This window comes from Allobosea sp. (assembly GCF_017308015.1).
In the GTDB taxonomy this organism is placed as follows: Bacteria; Pseudomonadota; Alphaproteobacteria; order Rhizobiales; family Beijerinckiaceae; genus Allobosea.
In genome coordinates this window covers 44,150-59,207 of sequence record NZ_JAFKFW010000020.1, presented here as the reverse complement: position 1 = coordinate 59,207, position 15,058 = coordinate 44,150, and the positions used below count along the sequence as shown (strand labels likewise).

General features: G+C 66.4%; 18 protein-coding genes and 2 tRNA genes. 8 read left to right on the top strand and 12 right to left on the bottom strand.

Annotated elements, in window-relative coordinates; genetic code table 11:
• Positions 1 to 53 precede the first annotated feature (53 nt).
• From J0I42_RS16725 to J0I42_RS16710, 4 genes are all read right to left on the bottom strand, one after another.
• Positions 54 to 1,037 carry an MBL fold metallo-hydrolase gene (locus tag J0I42_RS16725; RefSeq protein WP_291656382.1) on the bottom strand — a complete coding sequence of 328 codons (984 nt, stop codon included), beginning with the start codon at positions 1,035 to 1,037 and terminating at the stop codon, positions 54 to 56.
• Between the two features lie 75 nt (positions 1,038 to 1,112).
• Complete coding sequence (locus tag J0I42_RS16720; protein WP_291656380.1) at positions 1,113 to 1,538, bottom strand: hypothetical protein; 426 nt, start codon at positions 1,536 to 1,538, stop codon at positions 1,113 to 1,115.
• Positions 1,539 to 1,661: 123 nt separating this feature from the next.
• Positions 1,662 to 2,165: a hypothetical protein gene (locus J0I42_RS16715; protein WP_291656378.1), complete on the bottom strand. Its 504-nt coding sequence runs from the start codon at positions 2,163 to 2,165 to the stop codon at positions 1,662 to 1,664.
• Positions 2,166 to 2,245: 80 nt separating this feature from the next.
• Positions 2,246 to 2,536: a hypothetical protein gene (locus J0I42_RS16710; RefSeq protein ID WP_291656376.1), complete on the bottom strand. Its 291-nt coding sequence runs from the start codon at positions 2,534 to 2,536 to the stop codon at positions 2,246 to 2,248.
• A 184-nt stretch (positions 2,537 to 2,720) separates the two neighbouring features.
• On the opposite strand from J0I42_RS16710, the gene J0I42_RS16705 reads away from it, so the two are divergent.
• Positions 2,721 to 3,206 carry a DUF3617 domain-containing protein gene (locus J0I42_RS16705; protein ID WP_291656374.1) on the top strand — a complete coding sequence of 162 codons (486 nt, stop codon included), beginning with the start codon at positions 2,721 to 2,723 and terminating at the stop codon, positions 3,204 to 3,206.
• A 71-nt stretch (positions 3,207 to 3,277) separates the two neighbouring features.
• On the opposite strand, the gene J0I42_RS16700 is transcribed toward J0I42_RS16705, so the two are convergent.
• The 3 genes from J0I42_RS16700 to rlmB form a co-directional block, all read right to left on the bottom strand.
• Positions 3,278 to 3,352 (bottom strand) — tRNA-Thr (locus J0I42_RS16700).
• Positions 3,353 to 3,519: 167 nt separating this feature from the next.
• Complete coding sequence (locus tag J0I42_RS16695; protein ID WP_291656373.1) at positions 3,520 to 5,130, bottom strand: MFS transporter; 1,611 nt, start codon at positions 5,128 to 5,130, stop codon at positions 3,520 to 3,522.
• A 325-nt stretch (positions 5,131 to 5,455) separates the two neighbouring features.
• Complete coding sequence (gene rlmB / locus J0I42_RS16690; RefSeq protein WP_291656371.1) at positions 5,456 to 6,253, bottom strand: 23S rRNA (guanosine(2251)-2'-O)-methyltransferase RlmB; 798 nt, start codon at positions 6,251 to 6,253, stop codon at positions 5,456 to 5,458.
• A 100-nt stretch (positions 6,254 to 6,353) separates the two neighbouring features.
• Between rlmB and J0I42_RS16685 the strand changes: the two genes are divergently transcribed.
• Together J0I42_RS16685 and J0I42_RS16680 are read left to right on the top strand one after the other, a co-directional pair.
• Positions 6,354 to 6,908, top strand: a complete 555-nt coding sequence (locus J0I42_RS16685; RefSeq protein ID WP_291656369.1) for an AAA family ATPase — start codon at positions 6,354 to 6,356, stop codon at positions 6,906 to 6,908.
• Positions 6,909 to 7,076: 168 nt separating this feature from the next.
• Positions 7,077 to 7,161, top strand: a tRNA-Tyr gene (locus J0I42_RS16680).
• A 389-nt stretch (positions 7,162 to 7,550) separates the two neighbouring features.
• Here J0I42_RS16680 and J0I42_RS16675 read toward each other — a convergent pair.
• Together J0I42_RS16675 and J0I42_RS16670 are read right to left on the bottom strand one after the other, a co-directional pair.
• Positions 7,551 to 8,042 (bottom strand): DUF411 domain-containing protein, encoded by a 492-nt coding sequence (locus tag J0I42_RS16675; RefSeq protein ID WP_291656367.1) that lies wholly within the window; start codon positions 8,040 to 8,042, stop codon positions 7,551 to 7,553.
• Positions 8,043 to 8,064: 22 nt separating this feature from the next.
• A complete protein-coding gene (locus J0I42_RS16670; protein WP_291656365.1) occupies positions 8,065 to 8,331 on the bottom strand; it encodes a heavy-metal-associated domain-containing protein in 267 nt (88 codons plus the stop codon).
• A 210-nt stretch (positions 8,332 to 8,541) separates the two neighbouring features.
• Here J0I42_RS16670 and J0I42_RS16665 point away from each other — a divergent pair, with 210 nt between their 5' ends.
• From J0I42_RS16665 to J0I42_RS16655, 3 genes are all read left to right on the top strand, one after another.
• Positions 8,542 to 8,937, top strand: coding sequence for a (R)-mandelonitrile lyase (locus J0I42_RS16665; protein ID WP_291656364.1), 396 nt, complete (start codon positions 8,542 to 8,544; stop codon positions 8,935 to 8,937).
• Between the two features lie 228 nt (positions 8,938 to 9,165).
• Complete coding sequence (locus J0I42_RS16660) at positions 9,166 to 9,387, top strand: hypothetical protein (RefSeq protein WP_291656363.1); 222 nt, start codon at positions 9,166 to 9,168, stop codon at positions 9,385 to 9,387.
• 192 nt (positions 9,388 to 9,579) lie between these two features.
• Entirely contained in the window at positions 9,580 to 10,140 is a 561-nt protein-coding gene (locus tag J0I42_RS16655; RefSeq protein ID WP_366509840.1) for a WecB/TagA/CpsF family glycosyltransferase, read from the top strand.
• An 11-nt stretch (positions 10,141 to 10,151) separates the two neighbouring features.
• Here the strand turns inward: J0I42_RS16655 and J0I42_RS16650 are convergent, their stop codons facing one another.
• Positions 10,152 to 11,594 carry an undecaprenyl-phosphate glucose phosphotransferase gene (locus tag J0I42_RS16650; RefSeq protein WP_291656360.1) on the bottom strand — a complete coding sequence of 481 codons (1,443 nt, stop codon included), beginning with the start codon at positions 11,592 to 11,594 and terminating at the stop codon, positions 10,152 to 10,154.
• Between the two features lie 189 nt (positions 11,595 to 11,783).
• Entirely contained in the window at positions 11,784 to 12,158 is a 375-nt protein-coding gene (locus J0I42_RS16645) for a VanZ family protein (protein ID WP_291656359.1), read from the bottom strand.
• Positions 12,159 to 12,400: 242 nt separating this feature from the next.
• Between J0I42_RS16645 and J0I42_RS16640 the strand changes: the two genes are divergently transcribed.
• Together J0I42_RS16640 and J0I42_RS16635 are read left to right on the top strand one after the other, a co-directional pair.
• Complete coding sequence (locus J0I42_RS16640; RefSeq protein ID WP_291656357.1) at positions 12,401 to 13,150, top strand: aspartate/glutamate racemase family protein; 750 nt, start codon at positions 12,401 to 12,403, stop codon at positions 13,148 to 13,150.
• An 89-nt stretch (positions 13,151 to 13,239) separates the two neighbouring features.
• Positions 13,240 to 14,634, top strand: coding sequence for a DUF2793 domain-containing protein (locus tag J0I42_RS16635; protein WP_291656356.1), 1,395 nt, complete (start codon positions 13,240 to 13,242; stop codon positions 14,632 to 14,634).
• A gap of 13 nt (positions 14,635 to 14,647) precedes the next feature.
• Here the strand turns inward: J0I42_RS16635 and J0I42_RS16630 are convergent, their stop codons facing one another.
• Positions 14,648 to 14,983: a hypothetical protein gene (locus J0I42_RS16630; protein WP_291656355.1), complete on the bottom strand. Its 336-nt coding sequence runs from the start codon at positions 14,981 to 14,983 to the stop codon at positions 14,648 to 14,650.
• Positions 14,984 to 15,058: the final 75 nt, after the last annotated feature.

The following is a 15,058-nucleotide window of genomic DNA, read 5'->3' as shown; positions in this document are numbered from 1 at the left end:
GGAAAAGGCCGGGCTTTCGCCCGGCCTCGATACGAGCCGACGAGAGAGCGGCGCTAGAGGGCCGCGCTCCACTGTACCGGCACCATCTCGAAACCGTTGCCGTCCTTGGCGATGTGGCCGGTCGCCGGGAAGGGAGCGTGATAGAAGGCAACCTGCATGCGCTCGGCCGAGACCATGTCGAGGAGCTTGCGCCGTGTTGCCGCCGCCTGCTGGCCGTCCATGTCGAACACCGCCGACCAGTCGGGATTGCGCACGAAGAGGGCGGGGTGGTTGGTCGTGTCGGACATGATCATCAGCTTGCCGTTGCCGGAACTGAGCGCGAAGACCGTGTGGCCGGGCGTATGGCCCGGGGCCGCGATAGGGGTCAGGCCGGGCAGGAGCTCCTTGCCCGGCTCGAACTGCTTCACGTCCTTGGCGACGGGGCCGAAGACGCGGCGCACGCCGGCGAAGGCTCCCTTCATGGCCTCGGGCGCGGCGTTCATCTTCGCGTCGTCCATCCAGAAGGCCCATTCGGCCGCCGGCACCATGACCTCGGCATTGGGGAACACGGCCGTGCCGTCCTTCAGCCGGAAGCCGTTGATGTGATCGCCGTGAAAATGGCTGAACACGACGCTGGAGACGTCCTTCGGCTCGAGGCCGGCGGCCTTGAAATTCGCCATCCAGGTGCCGGAGGTCGGCGCGCCCGAATCGCCGTTGCCGGTATCGATCAGGGTCAGCTTGCCGGCATGCTGGATCGCGAGCGTGGTGAAGGTGATGTTGAGCGCATCCTGCGGCAGGAAGGCCTGCTCCATCGCCTTCTTCACGTCGGCGAGCTCGGCATTGCGGACGAAGCCTTCGAGCGGCCGCTTGCCGAAGCCGTCATTGATCGCGGTGAGGGTGATGTCGCCGATCTTGTACCGGTAGAATCCGGGAGCCTGGTTCACGGGAACTCCTTGTGCCTGGGCCGGGCGGATGCCGGGCAGGTCGAGTGTCGCAGCGGCAACGAAAGCACCGGCGCCGACAAGGGCGGCGCGGCGAGAGAATTCTGTGTCCTGCATGGTCTGTTCTCCCCTCGGGAGAGTGCAGACTAGCGGCGGTCGCCTTGCGTTCAACCGCACGGATTTGCCGGAAGGTCAAGTTTCCGTGAGGCCGGAATCCGGGGCGGCGGCCGGCTCGCGTCGCGCCAGCGCGCGCAGCATCGCGGCGCAGAGCGCGAGCGAGCCCATGACGCCCTGGCCGGAGCAGTCGGCGACGAGGGCCTGGAAGGCCAGGCTGTCCTCGTTCGCGAGGCATTGCAGGCTCCAGCTCCAGCCCGGCGCCTTCTGCCGCAACAGCGAGACGGCGATGTCGATATCCGCGCTGACGGCGCCGAGCGTCTTCCAGAAGGAACCGTGCTGATAGATGCCGCCAGCGGGCGTGCGCCGGTTGACCAGCCGTGTCGGCTTGCGCCGCACGACGAAGCCGAGCGCCTCGTAGATATCGGCGTCGAGCTCGCGATCCGGCTTTCTGGAAGCCTCGCACCTGGCCGCGAGCGTCAGAAGGTGAATCCGGTCGTCCATTCCGGTCCGTATGAAGAGCGAAGAGGTGAGCGCGCGGCTTGCCGGCATTGCAAGCCGCGACTTCTAGCCATGATCGCGCTCGACGGCCAGCCATGCAAATTCAAGAGACCGGCGCGGCGTGCCTCAAGGACCGACGACCGTGCCGCGGGCACGGCCCCCGGGCACGCGGCAAGAGCATCCGATCCCCAGCGGTGCCGGCTCATAGAGCGTGCAGATCTTGACCGGTGTGCTGCATTGCCCGCCCTCGGCCGCCGGCACCACCTCATAGGCTGGATAGACCGGGTAGGTGGGATAGACGGGGTAGGCCGGATAGGTCGCGATCGCGCCGAGCGTCGCCGCGGCGGCCAGGCCCGAGCCCCAATAGGGATAGCTGCCGCGATATCCGCGATAGGGATAATGGCCGGCGCGGCGCCAGCCCCAGCCGCCGCCATGCCAGCCGGTGCGGAGATTCTGGCGATAGGCCGGGAATGCCGGCCGCATCCCGTGCGGCCTCATGCCGATGCCGCGGGCGTGGAAACCGCCATGGCGGAAGCCGGCGCCACCGAAATGCGGCTGGGCCGAAGCCGCGAGGCCGGTGGCCAGAAGCAGCGGCGCTACGGAAGCGGTGACGAGAAGAAGGCGACGCATGCGAACCTCCCTGGGTAGACCGGGGTTTCGCCCCACGAGGAAACGTGGTCCGGGGCGCGAGGTTCCGCCCGGCGACGACCTCAGTCGTCGAACCAGCGCATCATGTCCTTGCAGCGGTAGCCGACGAAACAGGCCTGGGTATCGGCGCTCGGCACGAAGGCCGGGTCGGTGCCTTCATTCACCAGGCAGAAGCTGCGATCGCGCACGAAGCGATCATAGGTGTAGCCGCCGGTTCCGAGAACGATCGCTCCATGGACCTGGACATCGCGCTGGCTCGCTGCGCATGGGCGCGAAACGGTCGAAGGACGTGACTGCGCTGCCGCGATTCCGGCAGGAAGCAGAAGGGCGAGCGTAAGGACAATGGCTTTCATGGAAGCCTCCCGGAGCTTGGCGAGACAGGTAACCGCCTGGCTCGCCAAACGTTCCGCGTATGGGGGATCTGTCAAGCGGATTTCCCGACGGCTGTTCGCCGCTTGCTGCGCATGATGCGGCCTCAATCTGGCCTTGGCACCGGTCTTGTCTCGGCTCGCCGATTCACCCGGGAAGGCCGTGCCCATGAAACTTGCGTTGATCACCGCCCTCGGGGTCCTGGCCGCGCTGCCTGCCACAGCGGAGCAGGTGCCTCAGCGCAGGCCCGGGCTGTGGGAAACGAAATCGACCAGTAACGAGGGCGGGACCACGGCCAGGCAATGCGTCGGGCCGGAAACCGACCAGTCGGCTGTCGGTGGTCTGGCTGCCGGCGCCTGCTCGAAGATGCTGGTGACCAAGACCGCTACCGGATACGCCGTAGAGACGGAATGCACGGTCGGTCAGATCAAGGCTTCCGGCAACAGCGCCATCACCGGCGATTTCCAGACATGGGTCCGGACCGAAGGCACGACGAAGATCAGCGGCATGCCCGGCCAGTCCGGCCCGGTGGAGCGCAAGCTCGTCGTCGAGGCAACGCGCCTCGGCGAGTGCGCCCCCGGCCAGCAGCCCGGCGACATCATCATGCCGGACGGCAAGGTGATCTCGATGCCGTCGGCGAAGCCGGCGCCATAACCAGGCGATCGCGAGGCGTTGAGCGAAATCGGGGAGGGAGCCGTCCGCCCGGTGCGGGCTCCCGAGAGATCTGGTGCCGGCGGAGAGGATCGAACTCCCGACCTTCGGTTTACAAAACCGCTGCACTACCGCTGTGCTACGCCGGCGCCGTCAAATCCGGCCTTGCGACCGGAATGGCCATCTCGAAAACCAGTATCCGAGATCGACCGAAGCAGCGGTTACCAGCCGCGTGGCGCGAGGGCAAGTCTGCGCATCTGCGCCCATGAAAAAGCCCCGCCTTGGAAGGCGGGGCCGGTGTCGTCTCAGGCAACGATCACTTCAGGATGTCGCGATTCTTCGTTTCCGGCAGGAAGAGCAAGCCGATCACGAAGGTGCCGAGCGCCACGATGATCGGGTACCAGAGGCCGGAGAAGATGTTGCCGCTGGCCGCCACGATAGCGAAGGCGGTGGGAGGCAGGAAGCCGCCGAACCAGCCGTTGCCGATGTGATAGGGCAGCGACATGCCGGAGTAGCGGATGCGGGTCGGGAAAAGCTCGACCAGCAGGGCGGCGATCGGGCCGTAGACCATTGTCACGAACACCACGAGGATGAACAGGATGCCCGTGGCCTGGAGAGCGCGGCTGTCGGTCAGAACCTGGCCGATCGACGGCGTCTTCAGGATGGTTGGGTCGCCGGCCTTGGGATAGCCGGCGGCCTGGGCGGCGGCGACGAGCTCGGCGGCCGTCGCCGGGGCGTCGGCACCGTTGATCGAAGCCTTGAGCGGCGAGCCGGCCGGACCGGGGACCAGATCGTAGTGGATCGAGTTGGTTGCAAGCGTGCGGCGGACGACGTCGCAGGGCTTGGTGAAGGTCCGCACGCCGACGGGGTCGAAGAGCGTGCCACACTGGGCCGGATCGGAGGTGAGCACCAGCTTGACGGTGTCCGTCGCGGTGATGAGCTTCGGGTTGGTCGTCTTCGCCAGCATCGTGAAGAGCGGGAAGTAGGTCAGGGCCGCGATCAGGCAGCCCGCCAGCAGGATCGGCTTGCGACCGATCTTGTCCGAGAACCAGCCGAAGAAGATGAAGAACGGCGTGCCGGCGAGCAGCGAAAGCGCGATCAGCAGGTTGGCGGTGGTGCCGTCGATCTTCATGGTCTGGGTCAGGAAGAACAGCGCATAAAACTGACCAGTGTACCAGACCACCGCCTGGCCGGCGGTGCCGCCGAAGAGGGCGATGAGGCCGATCTTGGCGTTCTGCCAGTTGCCGAAGGCTTCCGAGAGCGGAGCCTTCGAATGGGTGCCCTCTTCCTTCATCTTCACGAAGGCCGGCGATTCAGCGAGCTGGAGGCGGATCCAGATCGAGAAGCCGAGCAGGATGATCGAGAGCAGGAACGGAACGCGCCAGCCCCAGGCTGCGAAGGCTTCCGGCGTCATGCTGAGGCGCAGGCCGAGAATCACGATCAGCGACAGAAAGAGACCGACCGTCGCTGTGGTCTGGATCCACGAGGTGTAGAAGCCGCGCCGGCCCATGGGGGCGTGCTCGGCGACATAGGTCGCGGCGCCGCCATATTCGCCGCCAAGTGCTAGGCCCTGCAGCAGGCGGCAGATGATGAAGGCTGCCGGCGCGAGATAGCCGATGGTCTGGAAGCTGGGAAGCAGGCCGACGACGAAGGTCGAGATGCCCATCACGGTCATGGTGACGAGGAAGGTGTATTTGCGGCCGATCATGTCGCCGAGGCGGCCGAAGAACAGGGCGCCGAAGGGGCGGACCGCGAAGCCCGCGGCGAAGCCGAACAGCACGAAGATGAACTTCGCCGTGTCGTTGTCGCCGGGCACGAAGGTCTGGGCGATGTTGGCGGCGAGCGAACCCGCCAGATAGAAATCATACCACTCGAAGACCGTGCCGGCCGACGAGGCGATGATGACCTTCCTTTCCTCCTTGGTCATCGGTCGGGGCGCTGCCCGCGAGTCCGATGCTTGCGATGCCAAGCTCATGGCGTTTGTCTCCCCTGGTGAAGCCCTGAAGCCGGGGCGGTCCCGGCAACTCGTTCCGCGCGGTTCGCGTTCTGAATGACGATGGCCGCGCCGCCGGAGGAAGGGCGAGTCCCGTCACTCCAGCTCGCTTCAGAGGATTGCGCGCGGATTGTCGCAGGGGCAATCAGGCACTTGGTCTTGCACCGTTCGTCTATGAGACTATCGGTGAAGGAGGCGCCGCAGGCCGAAAAAGGGCGGCTATCGCGCCTTTTTCAGCCGTATATTGCGGCGCTGCCGGTCAGCGGCGGCTGGCTGCGTAGAGCGCGATAGCGGTCGCGTTCGAGACGTTGAGGCTGGTGATCGCGCCGGGCACTTCGAGCCGCGCGACATGATCGCAGAGCTCACGCGAACGCTGGCGCAGGCCCTTGCCCTCGGCGCCCATCACCATGACCAGCGGACGGCGCAACGCGACGTCGTCGAGCGCGACGTCGCCGTCCGAATCGAAGCCGAGTCGCAGGAAGCCGCGTTTGCCCAGCGTCTCCAGCGCATCGCCGAGATTGCGCACGGCGATCAGCGGCACATGCTCGAGCGCGCCCGAGGCGGATTTGGCGAGCACGCCGGTTGCCGCCGGGGAGTGCCGGATCGTGACGATCACGGCCGCGGCGGCGAAGGCGGCGGCGGAACGCAGGATGGCGCCGACATTGTGCGGATCGGTGATCTGGTCGAGCGCGAGCACGACCGCGTCGTCAGGCAGGCTGTCGAGATCGGGCGAGGGCAGGGGATCGCAGACGAGGTAGAGACCCTGATGCACCGAATCGGGCGTGAGCAGGCGGTCGATTTCGGAGGGGCGCACGATCTCGGCCTCGAGCGGCAGGTCCCCGACTTGCTCCTGGAGGCGGCGCAGGCCATTCTCGGTAGCGAGCAGCCGCCTGTGGCGCCGCTGCGGATTCTTCAGGGCCTCGACGACCGGATGCACGCCGTAGAGCACGGCCTCGTCGATCTCGCCCGGCCGGTGCGGCGGCGGCCCGTCAGGGCGGCGGGCACCCGGTCTGCCCCCGGCGGGCCTGGCATGTTTCGGACGGAACGGCGGAGCCATCGCTCTCTCCAGTGATTGCGGGATTGCCGTGCCACGATGCGGCGCGCTTGGCCAGCACCAACCGGCCTTCACCGACGAATCCAGGAAGAAAGGAACCCCGATGCCGGACGAGACGGATCGGCTGATCGTTATCACCGGAGGGCCGGGCTCGGGCAAGACGAGCCTGATCGAGGCGCTGGCCGCTACTGGCCGGGCGGTGCGGCCCGAAGCCGGCCGCACGATCATCCGTGACCAGCAGGCGATCGGCGGCAGGGGGCTACCCTGGGTCGATCCGGTCCTGTTCGCGGAACTGATGCTGGCAGCCGATCTGCACAGCCATGCCGAGGCGCTCACCGGGCGGGGAGAAGTATTTTTCGACCGCGGCATTCCGGACATTGCCGGATACCTGATGCTTTGCGGCCTGGCGATCCCCGAATCTGTCGAGCAGGCCGCGCGGCAGTTGCGCTATCGCCCCACCGTCTTCATCGCGCCGCCCTGGCGGGGTATCTTCACGCAGGACGCGGAGCGAAAGCAGGATTTCGCCGAGGCGGAGCGGACCTATGCGGTCATGGCCGAGATCTATCCCCGCTACGGCTATGGACTCGTGCAATTGCCCCGGGCGAGCGTTTCGGAGCGGGTGGCCTTCGTCCTCGACCACGGACTTGCCGCGTACTGACCGATTTTTGGGGTCGGCGGCGCGCCTTCACAACGAATTCGCTTCATCGGCCTTTTTGCCGTTGACAGGGCGCGGCCCGGTCACCATAAGTCCGGCCGCGCCTACCGGTTGTCGCGGAAGTGACATATCGGTGGCCCTGGGCTCACAGAGCCGATCAAGGGCGCAGGCGGGGGAATGTCCCGAGCGGCAAAGGGGGCGGACTGTAAATCCGCTGGCTATGCCTTCGCAGGTTCGAGTCCTGCTTCCCCCACCATTTCCGATCAGAATTGCTAGCCGGCCGTTGCCGGCGGGGTGCTTACAAAAGCTCTGGTCGCGATCTCGTTTCCGCCGATAACGCGTGTTTCTCTGGCGAGACGATCGGGTTTGTCCGAAAATCCGAGTGAAAGCGCAATCGATTCGCTTCGCCGATTTTCGTTTCCGCGGCATTCACAGGCGTCGGGAAACAATGCGTCTTCAGGCACTCGCGCCGGAAGCGTCCGTTGAACCTCGATGAAAACGTGATCGGCCGGCTTTTCCGGGCGCGGGAAGCCGGCCGAGATGATCTTGGCAGGGCTTGCAGGTCGCCGTGCCGGTGGTCCAGGAGGCGCATCCCTGGCGATTGCCCCTGGATGGAGCCGGGCCCACAGAGCGCCCGCGCCGGCGTCAGACCTGACGCAGCCCGCGATAGCGTGCGAAGACGTTCCGGCGGCCGGCGGAAAAGATCATGACCTCGTAGGTATCGAGAGGCTGCCCCGCCACTTCCATGCCGGGAGAGCCGATGGGCATGCCCGCCACCGCCAGGCCGGTCGCCCCCGGCCGCTCGGCCAGCAGGCGCTTGATCGCTTCGGCCGGGACATGGCCTTCCACGACATAACCGCCGATTTCGGCAGTATGGCAGGAGACCAGCGGATCGGGCACGCCGAGCCGCGTCTTCAGCGGGGCGACATCGGGCACCTCGACCACCTCGACGGTGAAGCCCGCCGCCCTGACATGTGTGACCCAGTTGCCGCAGCAGCCGCAGTTCGGATCACGCGTCACGGTCATTTTAGGGAGCGACCCGGCGGCCAGTGCCGATCCGGACAAGGCAAGTGCGGCTGCGGCTTGCGCGGCGCCCGCGACGAAGTGACGGCGGGAGGGGAAACGTCGGATTGTCAAAATGGCCTCCTTGGCCGTTGCGTCAGCGGGCAGGGGTTGCGCGCGGCGTGTAGCCCGCGGCTGTGACGAGGGCGCCTATGCCGGCGAAATCGCCGCCGCCCAGCACCGTGACCAGTTTCGAGACCGGATCGGCGGTTACGGTCGCGCCCGGGAACGCATCCCTGACGGCCCGCTCGATGGTGCCGGCGCAGTGGCTGCAGGTCATGTCGTCGACCCGGAGGATGACGGCACCGGCGGGTGCCCGGGTTGTGCTGGAGGCGATCGTCGCATGCTGTCGGCAAGAGCACATGGGTTGTCGTTCCTGACTGTCGATAAACGCAGCCTGCACCTGCCCTTCGTGGCAAACTCAAGCCCGCCCCTGCCGTTCTCGCCGGCGACTTCTCTGTCTCGCCCGGGGCATCCCGCCGGCACAAGGGGAGACGAGGGATCTGTTGCTGGATTCCCTGCTCCGGTGGCGGCATGCTTCCCGAAACTTCGGATCGAAGCGAGGAGAGTTGCCTTGGACATCACGCGCGCCGGATCACGGCCCTCCGGAAAGGGCCCCTCGGACTGGTTCACCGGAACGGTCCGCATCGACCCGCTCTGCAATCCCCATGCGGCCGAACGGGTCCAGGGGGCCAGCGTCACCTTCGAACCCGGTGCCCGCACGGCCTGGCATACGCATCCGCTCGGGCAGACGGTGATCGTCACCGCCGGCCTCGGCCGTGCGCAATGCTGGGGCGGGCCGATCGTGGAAATCCGGCCCGGCGACGTCGTCTGGTTCCCGCCCGGTGAGAAACACTGGCACGGAGCCTCTCCGGCAACGGCCATGACGCATATCGCGATCCAGGAGGTTCAGGGCGGCAAGGTCGTCGACTGGATGGAGCAGGTCTCCGATACCCAGTATGGCGGCTAGCGCAATTTCCTCACTCCCTGAATCACAGGATCGTTCCAAGCCTTTGTTTCATCGCATTTTCTTTGCGCTGGCAGGGTTCCGCTTCGCATGAAAACGTTCCGGCTCCCGGCGGCAGTTCTTACCGGCCGGAGCTGAGGAATGTTTGCATCTTGTGCTTTTATTTTGCCACGAATTGGATCATTGATAGGGCTGTGAGTTTAATGCCTGCGTAACCTTACGAGAGAGTTCATGCGGCCCGAGCGCGTGCGACATTTCCCGGCGCCTGTTCAGGCTCCCAGCCCTGGCCATCGGCTGCAGGCCGCGAACGACAACGAGCCTGATACCAAGGAGAGCGTCGTCAGCCTCCTGATCGGGCGTTCTCTGATCGTCGGCGGGGCACTGCTGGCCATGGCCATCGTCGCCGGATGGAGCCTCTGGCTCGGCCGCGTGATCTGGCGACACTTCGCCTGACCCGACGCCTCTCAGGCGAAGTGTTGCAACGGCCGGGTTTCACAAAGCCGCCAGCCGTACGCATTGACGCTGCGGTCGCAATCGCTAAAATTTGCCGTATCGGACCAAAGGGGCCGCGGGCGTTCACAGGCATTCCGAGGTGCTGCGCCTCGGTGCCATCGGGGCGCCAATCGTAGCCATCTCGGGGCGACCGTGCAGTCGGGCATCATTCAAGGCAAGGTTGACAAGCGTTCGGCTTCAACGCGGGCAGGCGAGGCCGGCGGTTTGGTCGATCTTCTTCGCGACTGCGCCGAACGGAACCGCGGGGTGTTTCTGTTCGGCGGCGACAGTCGCGAGATCTATGCGCTGCGGGAGCGGATCGTCTCGGCCGTCCCGGTTGTCCGGATCGCCGGCATCTGCGATGCCGATTTCGCCGGACCGGTCGATCGCGCCGTTCTCGACCATATCGCCGCCGCTGGTGCGGATGTGATCGTCACCGATCTTCCGGAAGCACGCTTTCGGCCGTTCGGCGCGCAATGTGTCGCGATGGGAATCGGCGGAACGCGGATCAACCTGCCGGGAAGCTTCACCGATTTCGCCTTCGGCTCCGGGCAGGGCTTGTCCGGCGTTCCGGTCCCGGCGCGTCTGCGTCGAATCGGAGTCGCGGCACAAGCCGGTCTGGAATTTGCCCGTATCATTCTGAGGCAGAGCCTGCGCCGGGCCGGATCGCCGCGCGCTTCCGCGCCCCCGCCCCGGCGCAACGGCCGAGGCTGATCGCAAAGAGTTCAGCGCGCGTTGGAAAAGGCTTTCCGGCTCAGAACGGTCCGGAACAGGATCGTGATGTCCAGCCAGAAGGACCAGTTGTCGATATACCAGTGATCATAGGCGACGCGCCTGGCCATCTTGTCGTCGGTATCGGTCTCGCCGCGCAGGCCGTTGACCTGAGCCCAGCCGGTGATGCCGGGCTTGACGTTGTGACGGCGGGCATAGTTGGCGATCTTGCGCTCGAACTCGACATCATGCGCCAGGGCGTGCGGGCGCGGCCCGACCAATGACATGTCGCCGGCGAGCACGTTCAGGAACTGCGGCAGTTCGTCGAGATTGTAGCGCCGCAGGAGATGGCCAAGACGCGTGATCCGGGGATCGTTGCGCTTGGCCTGGACGACGACATGGCCGTCGTCGGTCGTGGTCATCGTGCGGAACTTGAAGATGCGGAAGGCCTGCTGGTTGAAGCCGTAGCGCCGCTGGCGGAACAGAACGGGGCCGGGCGAATCGAGCCGGATCAGTGCTGCGATCAGGAGCAGCAGCGGCAGGGTCAGGACGATGCCGCAGGAGGCAGCGACGATGTCGAAGGCGCGCTTGACCGCGATCTCGGCTGCCGAGAGAGGCTGACGGGTCAGGCGCAGGCTCGACAGGGAGCCGGTATGGACGACATGCGCTCCGCTGAACCGTTCCATGATCGGCTCCGGCGCGAGATGGATCGCGACGGGCAGATTCGAGAAGGCGTCGACGCAGGCTGCGATGGTGTCCTGCTCGGACCAGGGCACAGCGATGAAGACCGTGTCCGGCCGCTTGGCGCGGCAGTTCCCCACGGCGGCGGCCAGATCGGCGGCCAGGGCGGCCGATCCGGCCTCGCCCGAGGATTTCAGGAACGCCACGTCGGTGACCGCGAAGCCCATATGCCAGGGCTTGTGCCGCGACACGAAGGACATGATGTTCGCCTCGCGCCCGATGAGGAAAGCGCGCTCTGCGGTGATCCGGCCTGCCCGGCTGCCGGCCGCGACCAGCCGGACGACCGCCGAACGGGACAGGGCGATGACGGGGATACCGGAGAGATAGGTCGTGACGATGACGGCGCGCGAATAGTGGTCGGCGATCTTGGCTAGGAACAGCAGGATCACGAAAACGATCAGGGTGATGTTCCAGACCGCGAAGGCGGAGCCTATCTGCCCCCGCGTCGAGAGATAGTTTCCGATCTGATAGCGGCCACGCATCAGATTGACGAAGATGAACAGGGTCGCGAGCACCGCCGCAAGCTCTGGCGTCGAGCGATCGACGCCAGCTTGACCGGTCGCCCCGAGATGGTAGGCGAAGGATACCGCGTAGACGAGGGCGGCGACCACGATCGCGTCGCTCGCCGCCGTCAGAGGACCGAGCCAGAGCCGCCAGATCCCCGTACGGTTATCGGGCAGGGCTTGCGGCAGGCCGCTCATATCGTTGACGCTCATCTCTATCCCCAGCCGGCCAGTGCATGCCCCGTTTCGGCACAACGTGCCGGCGCCGGACCATGATGGGAGGCAGAGTGGCAAGCCGCGTGCCGGCGTCCGCCGGGTCAATTCGGCGCAGCGGCGGGGCTTTCGGGATAGAAGCGGGATGCCCCGGCGGACCGGCGTCGGCCGGCGTTGTGCCGGGATGAATCAGGCGGGTTTGCGGAAGCGCTGCGTCATCAGGTCGAACCAGACGGAGAAGCAGCTACCCGACAGGGCGCCGGCAACCTTCACCATCGCGTCATGCGGCAGGCCATGGCGCGTGGCTTCCCAGGTCTGGAGCCACTCCAGTCCGATCGCGAAGGCGATAATGCCGGCAAGGACCAGCCAGCGTCCGCGAGGATAAGCGAAGGCGAGCGCAGCGCTCGCGGCGAAATAGGACAGGAACCGCTCGGCATCGGCGCCGAGCATGGGGGCGTGCGGGCGCGCCTCGATCGGCGAGAGCGTCGCGACGGTGATCACCAGTATGGCAGCCCAGCCGAGGAGCATGGCGAGGCGACGCAGCTTTTCGAGCGACAGATTCAAGAGAGCTCCAAGCAAATGGCGCGCTGTGCAAGCAAGATGTGGACCAGAACCGGCAAGATCGCGCAAGCAGGACGAAAACATCCCTTATGGGGAGGCAAAAACGACGAAGCAATGGCAGCAAAGGGCGTTTCTGCCGGTGTCGAGGAATTTTCTTGGCGTTCATGCGGAGAAGTCATCCCATGCCGTGACGGGCCGCCGATTCCAACGCTAGCATGCTGGCGTACCGGCCCATGGGAGAGATGATGACCGATATTCTCGCAACGCCCCCGGCGGCGCGGATCGCACGCGGCGGGAAGGCGATCTATGGCGTTCCGCTCGGTATCCTGATGCTGGAAGCCCGCTTCCCCCGGATTCCCGGCGACATGGGTAATGGCACGACCTGGCCGTTCCCGGTGCTGTACCGCGTCGTCGGCGGAGCGAGCCCCGAGAAGGTGGTGCTCAAGGGCGCCGCCGGGCTCCTGCCTGATTTCGTCGAGGCGGCGCGCGACCTCGTCCGGCTCGGCGCCGAAGCGATCACCACCAATTGCGGCTTTCTCTCGCTGTTCCAGCGCGAGCTCGCGGCCGCCGTAGGCGTGCCGGTCGCGACTTCGTCGCTGATGCAGGTGCCCTGGGTTCAGGCGACGCTGCCACCCGGCAAGCGCGTCGGCATCGTCACGGTCTCGGCGGCGACGCTGACGCCGGCGCATCTGGAGGCGGCCGGCGTGCCGCTCGACACACCCGTCACCGGCACGGAGAACGGGCGCGAGTTCTTCCGTGTTCTGATCAGGGCGGAGAAGGACGACATGGATGTCGAGCTCGCCCGGCAGGATGTGGTGCAGGCGGCGCTCGATCTCGTCGCCCGCCACCCGGATGTCGGTGCGATCGTGCTCGAATGCACGAACATGCCGCCTTATGCGGCGGATGTGCAGGCGGCGACCGGATTGCCGGTCCATGACATCTATTCGCTGATCAACTGGTTCCACGCCGGCTTGCGGCCACGCCGCTTCGGCTGAGCGGCAGGCCGACTTATCCCCGGAGGGCGGAACCGGCCGCATCATCGCCTCGCGGCAGCAGAGCGCTGCGTCCCCTTCCGCGAGGCCCCATGACCGACACGCCCCGTCTTTCCCTGCCGCTGCTGGCTGCCGGGCAGGCCCAGAAGCACGTCACCCATAACGATGCCCTGATGCGGCTCGACGGGCTGATCCATCTCACTGTCGACAGCCGGACGCAGACCGCGCCGCCGGCCTCGCCGACCGAGCTCTCGGCCTATATCGTGCCGGCAGCCGGCACCGGCGCCTTCGCGGGGCGTACCGATCAGGTGGCGCTGTTCGAGGATGGTGGCTGGACGTTTCTCGTTCCCCGCGCCGGCTGGCAGGCCTGGGTGATCGACGAGGCCGAGCACAATCTCTGGACCGGCACGGAATGGCGCCGTGACAGCCCGCTCAGCAGCCTCGGCGCCGAACGCTGGGGCGTGAACGCGACCGCGGACACGGCCAACCGCCTCGCCGTGTCATCGGATGCCTGCTTGTTCAATCATGCCGGCAGCGATCACAGGCTGAAGATCAACAAGAACGCGGCCGGCAACACCGCGAGCCTGCTGTTCCAGAGCAACTGGTCGGGCCGGGCCGAGTTCGGGCTCGCCGGTGACGACGATTTCCGGGTCAAGGTCAGCGCCGATGGCTCGGCCTGGCATGATGCGCTGGCGATCGATCGGGCGTCGGGCGCCGTCGCCCTATCAGCCTCACCTTGGGCTGCCGGCGCGAACCTGCTGGTCAATGGCGACATGGCAATCAACCAGCGCGGTTTCGCAGGCGGCGCGCTCGCTGCCGACGCCTATGGCTTCGATCGCTGGAAGGCGGCGACGGGCGGGGCAAACCTTTCGATCAGTGGCTTCACGATCACCCTGACATCCGGCGCGGTCGTTCAGCCGGTCGAGCCGGCTTTATGGGGGCTCGCATCCTTCGCAGGGCTGCCATTGACGCTTTCGGTCGAGGATCTGAGCGGCGGCAGCCTTGCGGTCGCGATCGGTAGCCAGTCCGGCACGATCACGGCTGGGGCGGGGCGCCGTTCGGTGTCTCTGACGCCGGCTGCGGGGGATACCGGCGTGCTGGCAGTCAGGCTTGCGCCGGCGACAGCGGCTGTGAGCTTCGCACGGGTCAAGCTCGAGCGCGGCCCGCTTGTAACGAACGTGGCGGTGCGCCCGACGGTGCAGGAGGAATTCATCTGCCGAAGGTATTACTGGCGGCTTGCCGGGAACATCCTGATCGATGCCTATCAGGCGGCCTCGGCGAGCTTATGCCAGTTGATCGTCCTGCCGGTGCCGATGCGGGCAGATCCTAGCGTCTCGTTCGCCGTCGCCGGCGAGATCAACATTTCCGGCAGCGAGCGCGGCGTCACTGTGCAATCGCCGGAACAGGCCTATGCGCATCTTACGGCGGCGGTGACGGGGCGTGTGCGGGCGAGCTTTGACGATATCGCGTTCGATGCCGAGCTGTAGCGCCGTGCTCGCTTCAGCGCGTGGCACCGTAGCAGCAGTTGGGGGAGCGTGGGCTGGGCTTGGCCGGCGGGCCGTAGGCGCGCCGAAGCTGCTCTTGCCGGCGTGCATCCGCCTCGCGAAACTGCTGCCGCGCGATCCGTTCGCGAATCTGCTGGCGACGCAGCGCCTCGCGCATCTCGCCGACGCTCTGGCGGCGATAGGTGCTCTGGGTCTGGTGGAGCAATTCTCCCCCGATCGCCGGAGTGCCCGGAGGGGTGATGGGGAAAGCCGCGGCGGAAGCCGTTCCTGCCAGGGGAAGCGCCAGCGTGAGGATGACGAAGAGTGCGATCTGGTGCGGTAAGCGAAACATGAGCGTCTCCAGTCGTTGCGGCTACGTGCTGCCGGCAACAGGAGTATCCGTAATGGCCAGGAAGGTTTGCGTCTT